Origin of the sequence: Streptomyces sp. NPDC052101 (genome assembly GCF_040680235.1) — a bacterium.
GTDB lineage: Bacteria > Actinomycetota > Actinomycetes > Streptomycetales > Streptomycetaceae > Streptomyces.
The window spans coordinates 1-15495 of sequence record NZ_JBFAWH010000068.1 but is presented as its reverse complement, the minus strand read 5'-3'; the positions used below and the strand labels follow the sequence as shown (position 1 = coordinate 15495).

Sequence of the window (15495 nt, the reverse complement as noted above, 5' to 3'; positions counted from 1 at the left end):
GCCCTCAGCACCATGACCCAGCACCCGCCCCCGAGTACCCGCAACCGCCCCGCTACCAGCAGCTATACCCACCGAAAGCGGAATCCAGCAGTAGTAAGCCCTGCGCCGTGACGCCTTCAAGGAACCAGCCTGCCCGGCGACCACCCCGGCTTCCCCTGTTCGAGGACAGCCCCGCGAAGTCCGCGTCCTGGAACAGCTCACCCGGCTCGTCACGGATCCGCATCACCAGACTGCCCTTCGGAAACGCTGCCCGTACCACCCGGGCCGTCTCCTCAGGAACCCGTCGGCCTTCCCCACGTGCAACGACACCGACACCCTCCCCGAACACAACGTCGGCCTTCACGACCACAACGGGTCGCGAAAGCCGACGTCACGTTCAGGCCCCGGATTCGCCAACAGCGTCGTCGGACCGGCGGGGCGCTGTCGTGCGCAGGGTGCGTGTCAGGGCTTGCGGTGACGTCCGCGTCCGGGGGCCATCGGCGGCCGTCCGTCTCCGGCCGTGACCGTGATCTGTGCCGCCTCGTCGCTGATGCCGTGAAGCATCCGCTGCGCAGCGGCATAGTTGTCCACGGTGGTCACCGCCACCCACTGGTAGCCGTCCCACTCCATGATCAGCCGGGGCGTATCCCGGTCCAGGTGGGCAGCGCGCTGTGGGCCGGTGCTGAGGGTGACGGCGCGGCGTTCACCAACCGGCCGCAGGCGTACGGCGCGGCGGGCCGCCCATTCGCTCAGGGGCTCGTCTCCCAGCTCACCCATCGCTCACCCTCCCTCGTTCTCGGGCTCAGACCTTGGTCCATGTGACGGCTTGCCCCTCGGGCGTGACGATGACCTCGAAGCGTTCCAGCGACGGGGCGCCGTCGGTGCGCCACCGCGTCACCTCATCCTCAACCGCGTCCCAGAGGCGTTCGGGTCCGCCCTGGCGCACGGTCCAGGTGTCGTCGTCCTGCGTAAGCGCGGCCCATGACTCCTCTGCGACGTCCAGGAGTACATGCGTCTCCCGGCCATCCCACGTGAGGGTGACGCGCTGGGCCTGGGGGGCGGCGAGCTGGGCGACGAGGCGCGTGTTCCAGTCGTTCAGCACGTCGGGCGCGAGGACGGCGGGGCGCTCGTGTCCGGCGTTCAGGTCCGGGAGAGTGCCCAGGGGCGGCGGGAGTTGGGGGCGGGCGAGCATGAAGGACACCTGGCCGCCGAGGAACCGACCGCGTGCGGTGCCGTCCTCGCCCACGGTGAGGCGGGCGAGTTCGGAGGCGTAGAGCCAGCCGGACAGGGCGGCAAGGATGATCCCGCCGGGCCGGATCTGCTCCACCCAGACGTACGGCAGGTCGACCACGCCGCATGTGGCGACCAGTCGGTCATACGGTGCGCCATCAGGGTCACCAGCGAGACCGTCACCCACGATCACATGCGGGTAGTATTCGCAGTTCCCGAGGGCTACCCGGGCCGCGCCAGCAACGTCGGCGTCCACTTCCACGGACGTCACGAGGTCGTCGCCGAGCCGGTGGCACAGGAGCCCGGTGGAGTAGCCCGATCCGATCTCCAGCACCCTGTGCCCGCCCTCCACTTGCAGCTCTTCCAGCATGCGCACCACCAGGGACGGCAGGGTACGGGACGCGGTGGGGGCGCGCAGGATCTCGCCGCGGATGTCGCGGGGGGCGATGGTGTCGGCGATCTGGGTGACTAGGGAGTCGTCGTCGTAGCAGCGCGCCAGCCATCGGGGATCGTCGGGCATGACCGACCGCCATGCGGTCGGTGCGGAGCCGGGTACGGGCTCGAAGAAACCCCCGCTCAGGAACTCGTGTCGGGGTACCTCTTCGACGGCGGCTCGCCATGGTGCGGTGCGGAGTTGTCCGCCGGCGGCCAGCCGGTCGGCGAGCGCCAGGCGTAGGGCCTTGTCGTCGTCGGTCACGTGGTGTTCTTCCTCTCCAGCAGATCAGCCATGGCCGCGATCATGGGCAAGCCGGTCTCGGGCTCCAGCCACGCCCACTGTCCAGACGGGTTGCACTCCAGAAACCACCATGTCCCCTCGCGGTCGATGGCGAAGTCGAAAGCGCCGAAGACCAGCCCGAAGGAGCCGAGATACCGGTACAGGGCGGCGGTCAGGCCGTCCGGGGGCGTGACGGGGGTGTAGGTGAGCCGGGTGTGGTCGGTGCGCCAGTCCAACAGGTCCGAGTCGATCCGGACAGTGAACACGTGGTCGCCGATCACCGTGACCCTCGCGTCAGCCGCCTTGTCTACGCGCTGCTGGAACAGGTGGGCGGTGCCGGCTACCGCGTCGTCGATGTCGTCGGCAGTGGCCTCGTCCACCTTCACCGTGCAGGAGACGCCCTCGTCGTCCTGGTAGAGCGGGGCTGCCAACGGCTTGTAGATCACCGGCCTGTGCCGCTTGACGAACGAGCGGACCGCGTCGGGGCTGGAGGTGATCAGGGTCGGCGGGAGCTGGAACCCGGCCGCCGCCGCGGCTGCGAGACCGGACGGTTTGAACTCGGCGTCGCCGATGCGGTGCGGGTGGTTCACGTACAGGCAGTCCGGCAGGGAAGCAATGATGCCGCCGAGGCCGTAGCGGGCCTGGGCGACGGCGAAGCGGGCCGTCTGCTGATCAAGGTGAGGGAAGGCGAAGCCGGACGGGCGGCGGTAGAACAGCGACCGTACGTTCGCGAGGTCAGCGGCACGCGACGGCGTGGTCAGGATGCCTTGGATGCCGTCGCTGGTGATGGTGGCCGCAACAGACAAGGTGGCGAGGAAGTCCCCGGAGTCGAACCGCACGACCGGGATGCCCCGGCCGTGCAGCTCGTCAATCACCAGGTCGGTTGTGGGGTCGTCCAGGTTGGTGACGACCAGAACCGGACCCGGATGCGTCACTGGTCGTTGTCGTTTCCGGTGTCGGTGTCCTGAGTGGTGCCGTTGCCGTCAGGGCTCGTACCGGTGGGCGGGTTCGTGCCGGTGCTGGTGCCGTGCCCCGGCATCATGACCGGCTGTCCGGCGGCGTCGAAGTAGCGGCCGGTCTGGGTGACCGGGTCCAGTTCGACGTGGGCGTAGCCCGGGGCGACCGCCGGGTAGGGGGCCATGCGGCGCAGGCCCCACGGGGCTGGGGTGCGGGCTCCGGACGGCAGCGGGGTGCCGGTCGGGACACGATCGGAGTGAGCGAACAACGTTCCTCCCTTGGTCGGCTGCACGGCTCTTGCTGGACCCTGCCGGGGCCGGGGTGTGATGAGCGAGACGGCCCCGGCAGGGGGCTTGCGGGTCCGGGACGGCGGCGCAGCGGTCCCGGACCCGTCCCGACCGGCTCACGGATGCCGGTCGGGTGGTGGTGCGCCACGCTGCGGGGCTGCGGGCCGTGGGGAAACAGCCCGACGGAGGGGAATGCAACCCGCAGCGGGGCAGATCCGGGAGCGGCCCGGGAACCACATCGGCAGGTGTGACCGATGGCGTGATCGGCCAACGCGAGGGCAGCGGGCTCGATGGAGTCGGCGTCCAGGCTGGAGTGCCCGATCGGGCGTGCAGGCCGGCGCGTGAGTCTGTCTGGACGATCGACGCGACCGGGCCGAGTCCGCTGGCGACGGCTCCCGGGAAGGTTGCACCGGCGGTGCGGCCGTCAGGCTCCGTCCTTTGGCGGCCGGTCACTGGGCAGCGTCCTTGATCACGAGTTCGGCCCAGACGCGTTTCCCCCAGGGCAGCAGATCAGTTCCCCAACGGTCGGAGAGCCCGTCAACGAGGACCAGGCCCCGGCTACCGATGTCCTCCAGGCCGGGCGTACTCATCTCGGGGATACGGCGGAGTTTGTCTACGACGGCGACCCTGACCCGGTCGGGGGTGGGACGGCTGGTGATTACGCGGATGGAGCGCGAGCGGCCGTGGCGGACAGCGTTGGTGACGAGTTCGGACATCAGGAGTGCGGCAGTCTCGGCGGTCTCCTGGTCGAACCCCCACGCAGTGCAGCTCAGGCGTGCGAGTCTGCGTCCTTCGCCTACAGTCTGCGGCTCGGCCGTCATGGTCACGCTGTATCCGGGGTGACCTGTCGGTCTGGGTTCCGCACTCGTCATGGTCATCGTCACGCCTCGGTCGGGGCTGGGGGATGCGGTGTTGGTCCCGCTCGAGGGAGGGAGGGACCAACACCACCGTCAATGCCGCCCGAGGAGGTGATCACCGAACGGCCGGTAATCACTCAACACCTGTGCGCGACCATGGGTAAGCGGGCACAGTGGATGGTGAGTTGCACCGGTTGCACACGCTGGGGGGTTTCGATGGGACGACAGCCACTCATGCCGAACGACGCCCTAGCGGCGCTGATGCGAGAGGGGAACATCCAGAACGACCAGCTGGCACGCCGGGTCAACGCCGCTGGCGCCGAACTCGGTCTCAGCCTGACCTACACCAAGACGGCCGTCTCTCAGTGGCTGAAAGGTCACCAGCCGAAGGAGGAGGCCCGTCCGGCTGTCACCGAAGCGCTCTCGCGCCTCCTCGCGCGCCCCGTAACGTCGGCCGAACTCGGCTGGGACAGCGACGCCGCCGAGTCTCCCAACGTCGTGTCGGGGATCGTCGATCTTGGAAGGGCGGACATGGATCCATCCCGGCGCGCTGTGCTCGGCGCGGGCCTGTACTCGGCGGCACTGGCCATCCCCCGGTACGGGGACGTCGCAGGCCGGATCGACCACGTGGCAGCCGGTCGCACGGTCCGTATCGGCCGGTCCGACGTGGACACCGTTGAGCGGATGACGGAGCGGATCGCGGACATCCTTGACGACCTCGGAGGCGGCCATGCCCGCCCCATGGCGGCGGCGTTCCTCGTCAACACGGTCGGCCCGTACCTGCGGGCGGACGGCACGGACGAGGTGAAGCGTGCGATGCGGGCCGCCGCGTCCGATCTCACGTACCTCACGGGCTGGATGGCCATGTACGAGCGGGAACACGGCGTCGGCCAGCGCTACTACGTCAAGGCGCTGAAGCTCGCCGGTGCAGCAGAGGACCACGTGACCTACTGCCGCACCCTGCGCGGCATGGCGTTGCAGGCCTCGAACCTGGGATACGGCCCGAAGGCCCTCGAACTCGCCGACTCGGCCGCGGAAGCGGCCCCGGCGTCCGGGCCGCGCCTGGTGGCGTTCCTGCGCGGGCAGCAGGCCCACGGAGCGGCCATGGTCGGCGACCGGCGCCAGGCGTTCGCCTGGCTGAAGGAAACCGAAGAGGCGTTGTCGCAGGCCGACGGCCGCAACGACCACATCGGCGGCTACGACCGCGCCGCGTACGAGTTCCACGTGTCCCACGTGCTGTGGGAACTCGGCGACCGCCCAGGATCAGTGAAGGCCCTTCGCCGGTCCAACCGCGTACGCCCCGCCGGCGAAAGGCAAGGCCGCGTGCACGCCACCGGACTACTCGCCGGTCGGCTGATGGAGACGCGGCATGTGGAGGAAGCCTGCCTGGAATGGGATCGCTTCCTGGACGACTACACCGGCATTTCGTCAGCACGGGGTGACGAGCACTTCGCCACCCTGCGGACATCCATCCGCCCGTACGCGTTCCTGCCAGTCGTGCGATCCCTGGACGCGCGAGCCCGGGACGTCGCCCGCCTCAAGGCTGCCTGACCGGACACCGGACACCGGCCCGCGACGGCCCGCGCCCCTCGGGACGCCGTTGGGGATTCCAAGCCCGCAGTCCTGGCATCGCAGGCTGCGGGTTCCAGGGCGGATCCGTGCGGGTCAGCCGTCGTCGGCGGCGCAGGCCGCGCACACGGTGTACACGGGTCGTCGGCCTCGTCGTCGCCGCTACCCGTCCGCTGTGCGAAGACCACTTCCACCACCCATCCGGTCCCGTCCGACGATCATCCCTTGTGGGAGCCGGCAGGATGGTCGCTGACCTCTGTCTCCCCGCTCTCCGGAAGCCGGGAGCACTTTCCGGGCATCCTGCACTGCGACGAGCCCGGCAGTCCGCGGTGCGGAGTCCGCCTCGCCATGGGCATCACTCGCGAGCAAAGCGAACGGCTGGCCCGGGCACTGGGCACCTGGCCCACCCCATGACAGACGGGACGACTGGCACACGCACGCGACAGCCAGACGTAAGTACCGACGCGTTTTCAGATCCAGCTGTCTTGTTCAGCGGCACGGTTCAGGAAGCTGCTCATGGTCGGCTCTTCTGTCGTCGTGCAGATGTAGGTGCCCGCGACCGCGAAGAGACGCACCCGGGCTGAACAACGACGTCACGCAAGTCCTGAATTGACCAACAGCACCTTCGCCCTGCCGGGAACCCTCGTTCGTAACATCAGGGCATGCCTGATGCCTTCACCATCCTGTGGACCCATGACACCTGCCGTGCCCTGCGCAAGGCGGGGCGCACCGGTGAGCGCCCGCCAGTCGCCTTCAGCGGCGTCCATTCGTCTCTGCCTGCCTGGTCGGGGGCCCGTGCTGGGGATGAGGTGTACGCGTTGCACGTCAACCGGTGCGCTGTTTTCGTGGTGAGCCGGATGCGGGTGGTCGACATGGAGCGCCGTGAATGCTGCGGCACCGCACCCGCTACGTGGCAGGATCCGGCCTTTCCGGGGCACGAGGACTGGTCGATGCTCGGTGCGGGCGGCTGCGGCGCCGCGGCGGTGCACGTGGACGCGACGCCCGTACGCTTCGACGTGCCGATACCCGGGGACGTGCTGGCGGGGCTCACCTGGCGCAACCGCCGCGGTCGGACGCGTGGGCTGAAGTACGTGGTGGAGGGCCGCCTCGAACGCTCGGTCAGCCTCCAGGGGTTCTACCGTCTCACCCCGGAGTCGGCCGACGAACTGACGAAGGTCGTCGGCGATGGCCCTTGATGGCGATCTCCAGGGCTGTCCCGTTGTCTGGCTTGTCTGGTCGCGGGCGGAAGGGTCCGCTCATAGATGGTCCCGCCGGGTGTGAACCAACCCGCCTTCTTGCGCACCGCGGGGCTCGGGTCGTTGGCCTGGGACGCCTTCAGGGCAGCGGCGGCGCGTGTGTCGGAGTGGGCGAACTTGCCGACGAGTTCGGCGGCCATCGCGCGGACGTGCGGGTCGGGGTCTGAGACCAGGTGCCGCAGCGCGGGTTCGAGGACCCGGTCCGGGCCCGGCGCGCAGGTGTCGCCCTTGCACCGGTCACAGGCCAGTGCGTGGAATGCGGCGATCCTGACGCGGGCGTCGGGATCGCCGGCCATGGCGACGAGTTCGCCCATCGAGTCAGTGTCGACGAGGTGATCGAGAAGGCGGCAGCAGCCCTCACGGACGGCCGGATGCGCATCACGCAGGCCGGCCCGGATGGCGCTCACCGCGCTCTCTCCGCGTCGCAGCAGCTCGCGGTATGCCGCAACGGTGCGCTGAGGATCGCCCAAGCACGAGACGAGGGCTTCGTTGTCGGTCCTGACGAATCCGAGCATCACCTCAGTCTCGGCTCACGCGGCGAATGCCCGCAAAGGGATTTCCGCGCCCACGAGGCAGGCGGTTGGCCGTGCCCTCGAAGCCGCGCGGCGCGTCATCGCGGGTGGTGCCTGGCCCCCAAGTCTGCCCAGGCCTGCCTGTCCGCCGGCTGGGAGGCCTGCGGGGAGAATTACCCAACCCCGCGTAGCGGCCCGTACAAATGGCTACGCTTGTCTCATGGCGAAGAAGCAGATCAACGTCCGCGTGGACGAAGACGTGTACGCCACGATCGAGGAGCGCGCGAAGGCGGCCGGCATGGACGTGCCCGACTACGCCCGCCAGGTCCTTGCCGACGAGGGCAACGACCTGCGGCACCGGTTCCTCGGTGCCGCCGCGCACTTCGCGCAGGAGTGGGGGCCCCACTTCGCCGAGCGGTTCGGACACCCCGCGCACACCAAGGGCGCGACGGACGGGCGGGCCGCGTGATCCTCGCCGTCGATCGGGCGTGGCTGCTGGACGTCGCGCACCGGAACCTGCCGGGCGACCCGGACGTGGTCGACTTCGGCAGTCTCCAGGCCGCGGTGGCCCGGCACACCGACAAGGTGATGGACCGGTACGTGTACCCCCAGCCCCATCATCGGGCGGCCGCACTCATGCACCAGCTCATCCGAGTGCCGGCACTGGAGTACGCCAACGAGTTGTACGGTGCCATCTGCGCGGCCTCGTACCTGACGATGTCCGGCGCCGTGGTGACCGTCGACCACAAGGAGGCCGGGGACCTCGCCGAGCGGATCGCCCGCGACGGACTGGACGTACGGCTGGTCGCCGAGGAGATCAAGGGCTGGGTGTCGCAGGGCTGACGGCGGCCCGGGCGGAATCGGGCCCGGCAGCGGAATCGGGCCCGGCAGGGGACGCCGTTCCTGCCGGCACCGGACGGTACGGCGGACGCACGGATCAACCCGTCCCTGACTCACCGTCAGCCCGCAGGCGCGAAATGATGCCTCTGACCAGCAGGAATGGCGAGGTCCCCTGGAGTACTAGTTGTCGTTCTTGAAGATGCCGATGTAGTACCAGTCACCCCGGTCCGGCGACTGCCACGCCGGAACCCACTCGTCCTGCGAGCCGAGCCAGCTGCCGCCGCTCTTGCCGCAGGTCTTGTCGGTCCACTTGCTGAAGTGCATCGAGTCGCGCCACCACCAGCCGGGCATCCGGGTCTCGTAACCCGGCGTGGTCAGGCACGCCGTGGCGGGCGCACCGTGCTGGTCGAGGCCCTGGATCTTGATCGACTCGACCCTGCGCGTCGAGTCGTCGATGACGATCTGCTGTCCGTCGGTCCCGGCGAACGCGGTCCCGCCCGTGGCGGCGAGGCCGGTGACAGTCAGCGCACCCGTCGCTGCGGCCATGACGAACTTCTTGCCCATACCCATGAGTTGTTCCCCCTGGATCGTAAATGATCACTTGCAGTGGGAGATAGTACGACAGGTCGGGGCATGGCTTGTACATGCCGACGATGTCGCATCCATCGGATATGATCACCGCACCATCGGCGGTCGACGGGGGAAACCGACGCCGGGGTGATGCGGGGAAATCTGCCGACGGCGCCGCTCTGACCACGCTGCCCGAGACGGGCAGTTAAGCGGTGCCCGCAGTCGGCTTGTCTTCCGCCATCAGGATTCACGCACCCCCGAGTCCCGAGCCCCGCTCATCAGGAAGAGAAACATGGCGGACGACAGAGTCCTTGCTGCCCAGAAGTGGGTCAACGCCACGTACGCGGCGGTCCCCGGTTACGTCAGGTGCCCCGAGGACGGGCGCACCGGCTGGTCGACGATGTTCTCGCTGACCATGGCGCTCCAGGCCGAGCTGGGCATCACCCCGCTCGTGGCCGGCTTCGGCCCGGGCACGCTCGCCAAGCTGGCCGCGCGGGGCGACATCGGCGCCAACGAGCCGAACGCCAACATCAAGCGGATCGTCCAGCACGCCCTGTTCTGCAAGGGCTACTGGGGCGGCGACGGCAACGGCAACTACGACCTGGCCACCGCCAAGTCGGTCGGCAAGCTCAAGGTCGACGCGGGCATCGAGAACTCGGACCTGCTGGTCCAGCCCAAGATCTTCAAGGCGCTCCTGACCATGGACGCCTACGTCTCGGTCGAGGGCGGCACCGACAAGGTCCGCGAGGTCCAGCGCTGGCTCAACGGCCGCTACTTCGGCAAGTCGTCGTTCTTCATCGGGCCCGCCGACGGTGTGTACTCCCGCGATGTGCAGAAGTCCCTGATGAAGGCGATCCAGTACGAGATCGGCATACCCGACGACCAGGCGACCGGATCGTTCGGCCCGGGCACCCAGGCGGGTCTGAAGCAGCACGTCATGCAGGAGGGCGACTCGGGCATCTTCGTCCAGCTCTTCTCCGCGGCATGTGTCTTCAACTCGCCGGTCATCAAGGGCACCTCCAACGTCGCCACCACGTTCCGGAGCACCTTCGACTCCAAGCTCACGGAGTTCGTCAAGATCTTCCAGGCGTTCTCGGAGCTGGACAGCCAGGACGGCCGGGGCGACTACCGCACCTGGGCGCAGCTGCTGGTCTCCACCGGTGACCCGGAGCGCTCCACCTTGGGGTGCGACACCCGCTTCCGGATCACCCGCTCGCGCGGCGACGCCCTGTACAAGGCGGGCTACCGCTATGTCGGCCGCTACCTGTTCGACCCGCCGGGCAGCACGCTCGACAAGAACATCAAGGACGGCGAGCTCGACGACATCTTCGCCGCCGGTCTGCGCGTCTTCCCGATCTACCAGGACAACGCCCGGCGCCTGGTCGACTTCACGTACGAGCAGGGCTTCAGCCACGCGCTGAACGCCCATGAGCGCGCGGAGAGTTACGGCTTCAACCGGGGTACGACCATCTACTTCGCGGTCGACTACGACGCGACCACGGAGGAGATCACCTCCAACATCGTGCCCTACTTCCAGGGGATCAAGGCGGGCCTCGCCAACAAGGGCGCCCTCTACGTCCACGGCGTCTACGGCTCGCGCAACGTCTGTACGCAGGTCAGCCAGCACGCGGACGCCGCATACTCCTTCGTCTCCGGCATGTCCTGGGGCTTCTCCGGCAACCTCGGCTTCCCGCTGCCGCCGAACTGGGCGTTCAACCAGATCAAGGAGTTCAAGTTCAGCTCCGGCGGTGACTCGTTCGACCTCGACAACGACGCGCACCGCCAGGGCAGCGACGAGGGGCAGAACTCGGTCCGCAAGACCGTGAACCCGGCCGACGACTTCATCAAGTACCTGGAGGTCGTCTTCCCGCTGGCGATGCAGTACACGAACACCGAGGCCGGTGACCCGAACCGGCTCACCATGGAGTACGCCCGGCACAAGGGGTACGGCGGTGCCCAGTGGGCGGCGCTGATTGGCTATCCCAACGATGCCTTCATCAAGTTCGCCGACAGCCACGGCGCCAATGTCTTCGACGCGTTCAAGGACCCGGTCACCGGGGTCACGCTGGGCGCCGAGCACCTGCTGGCCACAGCCAACGGCCACTACGTCAAGCCCCAGTCGAACAGCAACATCCGCACGGTCGGCGCGGGTGACGTCGCAGGCTGGGGCGGCGACCTCATGACGCTCTACGGCGAGTGGCAGCGCGACATCAAGAGCTACCCGTCCGGCGGGGCCTACGTCCACGCGAAGTTCGCGAAGATCGGCGTGCAGTCCACGTTCCCGCTGGACGACCTCATCGAGGACGCGGACGGCTATCTGATCGCCCGGCGGGTGGAGCAGGGCGGGCAGTTCCTCGACGTGGCGCGCGAGCACTACGGCAAGGGCGAGCGCGACATGGGCGCCCTGACCCGGTTCCGGGACTTCTTCGAGATGCGGTTCGGCGGCAGCGTGGACAACGTCGCGGCGATGGCCAAGGGCATGCTCACGATGTTCAGTGACCCGACCATCTCGGCCGGGCGCTGGTACCTCATCACGCAGATCGCACCCCACGCCACGATGCCCCTCGATCTGCCGGAGGCGCAGCTGATGGAGTTCTGCCAGGCGTTCGCCGACGAGCTCCACGACCGGGTCATGCAGGAAGCGAACGCGAAGGGCGCGTAGCGCTCCGCGGGGTGCGGTTGTCTTGCTGCGGGCCGGGGGCTGGTCGCGCCCGCGCGGCGGAGCCGCACATGCCACGTCCCCGCGCCCTTGTAGGGCGCCCCGGAACGCACCTGCCTCCATCAGTCTTGAAAGGAACCCTTATTCATGCGTGATGTCATGACCCCGGCCATGCGGCTGGACCGGCGGCGCTTTCTGCTCGCCGGGCTCGGTGTTGGTGGTGGGGCCGTACTCGCCTCCGGCGGGATGGCCACAACTGCCGTCGCTGCCACGCCTGTTGCGGCCGCCACCACCCAGTGGCGCAAGAAGACCAGCGCCAACGGCTGGCCGGTGCTCGACTCCGCCCCGGCGCACCGCGTCGAGGGCACGGACGGCGTCCGCTTCGACGCGGCCGACGGCGACGTGGCGACCGTGCTGACGCACGTCGTGCGCCGTTTCCACTACGACATCGACACGCTCGGCGCGGGCGAGGTCACCGGGCACACCACCTCGCGCACGGTGGCGGCCGGGTACGAGAGCAACTACCTCTCGGGCACGGCGATCGCGATCCGTCCGCTGTTCTACCCGGCCCGGGCGCAGGGCGGCTTCTTCCCGCACGAGCTCGTCGTGGTCCGCGACATCCTCGCCGACCTGGAGGGTGTCGTGAAGTGGGGCGGCGACCTGAAGCCTGCCAAGGAGTCGCACTTCCAGATCGATGTGAAGCCGGGTGACGCGGCGCTGCGCCAGGTCGCGGCGAAGCTGCGGGGCTGGGAACTCAAGCCGGGCGAGGGCGCGGGCACCATCGAGGCCACCGCCCCGGCCCGGATGAAGGCGGCCAAGTCCTTGGCGGCCCGCCAGCGCTGACGCCGATGAAGCGATGACCGGGCACCGGAGCCTCGACACAGGGGCGGGGCACCGGAGCCTCGGCACAGGGGCGGGGCACCGGAGCCTCGGCACAGGGGCGGGGCACCGGCCGGGCCGGCCGGGGCCGGGACCGGCCCCGTCGCTCTGTTCCAGCGCTGATGCGCGACGTCCGCGTCTGGCCTTCGGGGCAGTGGTCCGGTCGCCTGACGGCGACATGGGGTACGGCCCTTCCCCTCTGCCTGTCGGCTGGACTCACATGGGGGCGGCCTGAACGGCGGGCCCGTCCGGTACGCCCGGAAGGCCTCGCTCATCCAGGCTTGGGGGCGTTGATGAGCAGCGCACCGATCAGCGCGCCGGCCATCAGGACCGCCGCGGACCATCCCGCGGCCACGTTGTAGCCGTGCACGGTCGCGGCCACGGTGGAGGCATGCGGGTGGGAGTCGGCGGAGGCCCGCGTGGAGATCGAGGCGATGGTGTTGAACAGCGCGAGCCCGAGCGCGGCGCCCATCTGCCGGGCGGTGCCCACGATGCCGCCGGCCGCTCCGGCGTCGCCGGGGTCGACTCCCTTGGTGGCGGCGCTGTAGAGGGGGGCCACCATGCATCCCAGGCCCAGGCCCATCAGGACCAGTGCGGGCAGGAACGAGGTGAAGTAGCTGCTGCCGGAGCGCACTTGGGTCAGCAGGCCGTAGGCGAGCGCGTACACGAGCATGCCGAGCAGGACGAGTACCCGCGGGCGGACCTTGGGGGCGATCCTGCCCATCAGGGAGTTGGTCACCATCAGGCCGGCGGTCAGCGGCAGGAAGGTCAGTCCTGTCCTGGCTGCCGAGTAGTGCTGGATGTTCTGTGCGAAGTAGGTCAGGAACAGGTTCATGGCCAGGATCTGCATGCTGATCAGCAGCATGACGAGGTTGGCTCCACCGCGGTTGCGGTCCCAGAACACCCTGGCCGGCATGAGCGGGTTCTTCACCCGCAACTGGACCACGACGAAGGCGATCAGCACTACGGCGCCGGCGATGAGCAGGCTGACGGGTCCCGAGTGGCCCCAGCCGCTCTTTCCGGCCTCGGTCAGGCCGTACACCACCAGCAGCATGCTGGCGGTGACGAGTACGGCGCCCGGGACGTCGAACGGCTTGCGCTCGCCGACCGGGCCCTCCTTGAGGCAGAGGACCGCGCCGAGCGTGGCCACGAGGCCGAGCGGGACGCTGACGTAAAGACACCACCGCCAGCCGAGGTAACTGGTGATCAATCCGCTGGCGAGGAAGCCGAGAGTGCCGCCCGCCATGTTGATCAGGCTGTAGACGGAGAACGCCTCGGCGCGTTGCTCGGCGTCCGTGAACGACGTGCTCAGGATGGCCAGTTGGGCCGGGTTCTGGATCGCGGCGAAGGCGCCCTGCAGGGCGAGCGCCACGATGAGCACAGTGGAGTTGGGCGCGGCACCGCCCACCGCGGAGGCGATGACAAAGCCCACCATGGCACCCAAGATGGACCGCTTGCGGCCCAGTCGGTCCACGATCCTGCCGCCGGCCATGAGCATGCCGCCGAAGGCCAGGGAGTAGATACCGAGCACCCAGGCCCTGATGTTGTCGGGCATGGATAAGGCGTGCTGAGCCGACGGCAACGCGATGACGATGACGTTGGAGTTGAACTGGAGCATGAGCTGGGCGATGCCGATCACGGCAAGCAGGCTCCAGCGTGAACGCGTCGCGGCCGACGCCGGGCCGGGCGGGCTCTCCGCCGACTGTGCGGCCACATGAGTCATGTGTGTCTCTCCTTGGACGTTCAGTGCGGGGGACACGGAGCGGAACCCGGCACTGGTGCGTCGGTCCCCGAAGAAGCCGGGCGCAGACGAGACTAGACCGTCTAGTTCCATCCCGGCAATCCTAGACTGAACAGTTCCGTCTTCCTTTTGTAGAATCCCGATATGCCCACGCCCACCGGCACTGACCGCCGCTCTCCGGCCAAACACCAGGCGATCCTGCATGCGGCCACCGAGGTCTTCCTGCGCGAGGGATACAGCCGCGCCAGCGTGGACCAGATCGCCGCCACGGCAGAGGTCGGCAAGCAGACCGTCTACGGGCACTTCGGGAACAAGCAGAAACTCTTCCTCGCCGTGATCGAGGAGGCACAGCGCGCGGTGGGCGTGGGGCCCGAGGGCCTGACAACGCTGATCGACGACAACGCCGACGCCAGGACCGGCCTGGAGGCCGCCGGGGAGCGGCTGCTGAAGGCCACCCTCGCGCCGGACGTCTCCGCGCTGCACAGACTGACGATCGCCGAGCTGGCCCACCACCCGGAACTCCAGCGTTCCTGGCGCGATGAGAGCGCATCAGAGGCGATCATCGAAGCGGTCGCCCAGTTCTTCACCGAACGGGCCCGGCGTGGCGAGCTGGAGGTGGCCGACGCGCGGTTGTCGGCACGGCAGTTCATCATGCTGCTGTCCGCTGAGGGACAGGTCCGCTCGCTGCGCGGGGTGCACCCGCTGTCCGACGAGGAGATCCGCGAGATCTCCCGCACCACCACCGACCTGTTCCTGCGCGCTCACCGCCCTTCGGGCCCGGCTGCTGCCTGACGGTGCGTCAACGTCATTGACACGAACCGGTAAGGACGGAGGTCGTATGGCGTTTCAGGACCATGTGGAACGGGTCGCCGATGAAGTCGTCGGAGCGTTTCCGGCGGACAGCGGGATCTACGCGGTGACGTTCCGCACGCCTGGGAGGCGCGCTGGAGCTACCCGTTCTTCCCCAGGACGGGGCTTGAAGGGGTGGGGATCGTCGGGCGTGATCCGGCCGGTACGGAGTCGCACCGGCCGGAGGCGAAGGCTCGGGGGCTGTGGTACGAGGACGACGATGAGCCGGGCGAGCGCCACGAGCGGCTGGTCGAGTGGTTCTACGAGGTGTGCGTCGCAGCACGCCAATCCGGCAGAGTTGATCAACGAGTTCCTGGCCGAGGACCCGGGTTCATACGGCGTGCCGTACGCGTGATGCCCTCGGCACGCTGTCGTACCGAGGGCATCGGGTGCCGGGTCTGCTCCGGGGTCAGTCGGCGTGGACCAGGGTCTCCTCGCTGCCCAGACGGGAGGCGAGCGTGTCCTTGTACATCGTGGTCTCGCCGTCGGACCAGCGGATCACGAGGTCGTCGGTACGACCGTTTCCGGTGAAGTCACCGGTCGTCATGGCCAAGTCGTGCTTCCAGAGTTCGTTGGGGTCCAGGATGCGCTGCTC

Annotated in this window: 15 protein-coding genes and 1 pseudogene; 7 read left to right on the top strand and 9 right to left on the bottom strand. The window is 68.8% G+C overall.

The features are described from left to right. Positions 1–441 precede the first annotated feature (441 nt). From AB0L75_RS42720 to AB0L75_RS42700, 5 genes are all read right to left on the bottom strand, one after another. Positions 442–756: a DUF6087 family protein gene (locus AB0L75_RS42720; protein WP_365191694.1), complete on the bottom strand. Its 315-nt coding sequence runs from the start codon at positions 754–756 to the stop codon at positions 442–444. Positions 757–781: 25 nt separating this feature from the next. Then, positions 782–1906, bottom strand: coding sequence for an ATP-grasp peptide maturase system methyltransferase (tgmC, locus tag AB0L75_RS42715; protein WP_365191693.1), 1125 nt, complete (start codon positions 1904–1906; stop codon positions 782–784). Further along, positions 1903–2859, bottom strand: a complete 957-nt coding sequence (tgmB, locus tag AB0L75_RS42710; protein ID WP_365191692.1) for an ATP-grasp ribosomal peptide maturase — start codon at positions 2857–2859, stop codon at positions 1903–1905. The genes tgmC and tgmB overlap by 4 nt, the downstream gene beginning before the upstream one ends. After that, the gene (gene tgmA / locus AB0L75_RS42705) at positions 2856–3149 is read right to left on the bottom strand and encodes a putative ATP-grasp-modified RiPP (RefSeq protein ID WP_365191691.1); all 294 of its coding nucleotides are present in this window, start codon (positions 3147–3149) and stop codon (positions 2856–2858) included. Before tgmA ends, tgmB begins: the two co-directional genes overlap by 4 nt. 468 nt (positions 3150–3617) lie before the next feature. Then, positions 3618–3989, bottom strand: coding sequence for an ATP-binding protein (locus AB0L75_RS42700; RefSeq protein ID WP_365191690.1), 372 nt, complete (start codon positions 3987–3989; stop codon positions 3618–3620). Between the two features lie 252 nt (positions 3990–4241). On the opposite strand from AB0L75_RS42700, the gene AB0L75_RS42695 reads away from it, so the two are divergent. Together AB0L75_RS42695 and AB0L75_RS42690 are read left to right on the top strand one after the other, a co-directional pair. After that, positions 4242–5576 carry a hypothetical protein gene (locus AB0L75_RS42695; RefSeq protein ID WP_365191689.1) on the top strand — a complete coding sequence of 445 codons (1335 nt, stop codon included), beginning with the start codon at positions 4242–4244 and terminating at the stop codon, positions 5574–5576. Positions 5577–6256: 680 nt separating this feature from the next. Beyond that, positions 6257–6790 carry a hypothetical protein gene (locus AB0L75_RS42690; protein ID WP_365191688.1) on the top strand — a complete coding sequence of 178 codons (534 nt, stop codon included), beginning with the start codon at positions 6257–6259 and terminating at the stop codon, positions 6788–6790. On the opposite strand, the gene AB0L75_RS42685 is transcribed toward AB0L75_RS42690, so the two are convergent. Continuing rightward, complete coding sequence (locus AB0L75_RS42685; protein ID WP_365191687.1) at positions 6730–7365, bottom strand: HEAT repeat domain-containing protein; 636 nt, start codon at positions 7363–7365, stop codon at positions 6730–6732. The two genes, AB0L75_RS42690 and AB0L75_RS42685, sit on opposite strands and share 61 nt — an antisense overlap. Positions 7366–7582: 217 nt before the next feature. On the opposite strand from AB0L75_RS42685, the gene AB0L75_RS42680 reads away from it, so the two are divergent. Beyond that, the gene (locus tag AB0L75_RS42680) at positions 7583–7831 is read left to right on the top strand and encodes a hypothetical protein (RefSeq protein WP_365191686.1); all 249 of its coding nucleotides are present in this window, start codon (positions 7583–7585) and stop codon (positions 7829–7831) included. Further along, positions 7828–8205, top strand: a complete 378-nt coding sequence (locus tag AB0L75_RS42675) for a fic family toxin-antitoxin system, toxin component (RefSeq protein WP_365191685.1) — start codon at positions 7828–7830, stop codon at positions 8203–8205. Before AB0L75_RS42680 ends, AB0L75_RS42675 begins: the two co-directional genes overlap by 4 nt. A gap of 177 nt (positions 8206–8382) precedes the next feature. Here AB0L75_RS42675 and AB0L75_RS42670 read toward each other — a convergent pair whose 3' ends face one another. After that, positions 8383–8772, bottom strand: coding sequence for a hypothetical protein (locus tag AB0L75_RS42670; protein WP_365191684.1), 390 nt, complete (start codon positions 8770–8772; stop codon positions 8383–8385). A 292-nt stretch (positions 8773–9064) separates the two neighbouring features. Here AB0L75_RS42670 and AB0L75_RS42665 point away from each other — a divergent pair, with 292 nt between their 5' ends. Both AB0L75_RS42665 and AB0L75_RS42660 read left to right on the top strand, forming a co-directional pair. Further along, on the top strand, positions 9065–11434 hold the full coding sequence (locus tag AB0L75_RS42665; protein WP_365191683.1) for a glycoside hydrolase domain-containing protein: 2370 nt from the start codon (positions 9065–9067) through the stop codon (positions 11432–11434). A gap of 144 nt (positions 11435–11578) precedes the next feature. Next, the gene (locus AB0L75_RS42660) at positions 11579–12274 is read left to right on the top strand and encodes a hypothetical protein (RefSeq protein ID WP_365191682.1); all 696 of its coding nucleotides are present in this window, start codon (positions 11579–11581) and stop codon (positions 12272–12274) included. 307 nt (positions 12275–12581) lie between these two features. Here AB0L75_RS42660 and AB0L75_RS42655 read toward each other — a convergent pair whose 3' ends face one another. After that, positions 12582–14033, bottom strand: coding sequence for an MFS transporter (locus tag AB0L75_RS42655; RefSeq protein ID WP_365191681.1), 1452 nt, complete (start codon positions 14031–14033; stop codon positions 12582–12584). 162 nt (positions 14034–14195) lie between these two features. Between AB0L75_RS42655 and AB0L75_RS42650 the strand changes: the two genes are divergently transcribed. Then, positions 14196–14843 carry a TetR/AcrR family transcriptional regulator gene (locus AB0L75_RS42650; RefSeq protein WP_365191680.1) on the top strand — a complete coding sequence of 216 codons (648 nt, stop codon included), beginning with the start codon at positions 14196–14198 and terminating at the stop codon, positions 14841–14843. Between the two features lie 466 nt (positions 14844–15309). Here the strand turns inward: AB0L75_RS42650 and AB0L75_RS42645 are convergent. Beyond that, positions 15310–15495: pseudogene (locus AB0L75_RS42645) on the bottom strand (hypothetical protein); the annotation flags it as partial.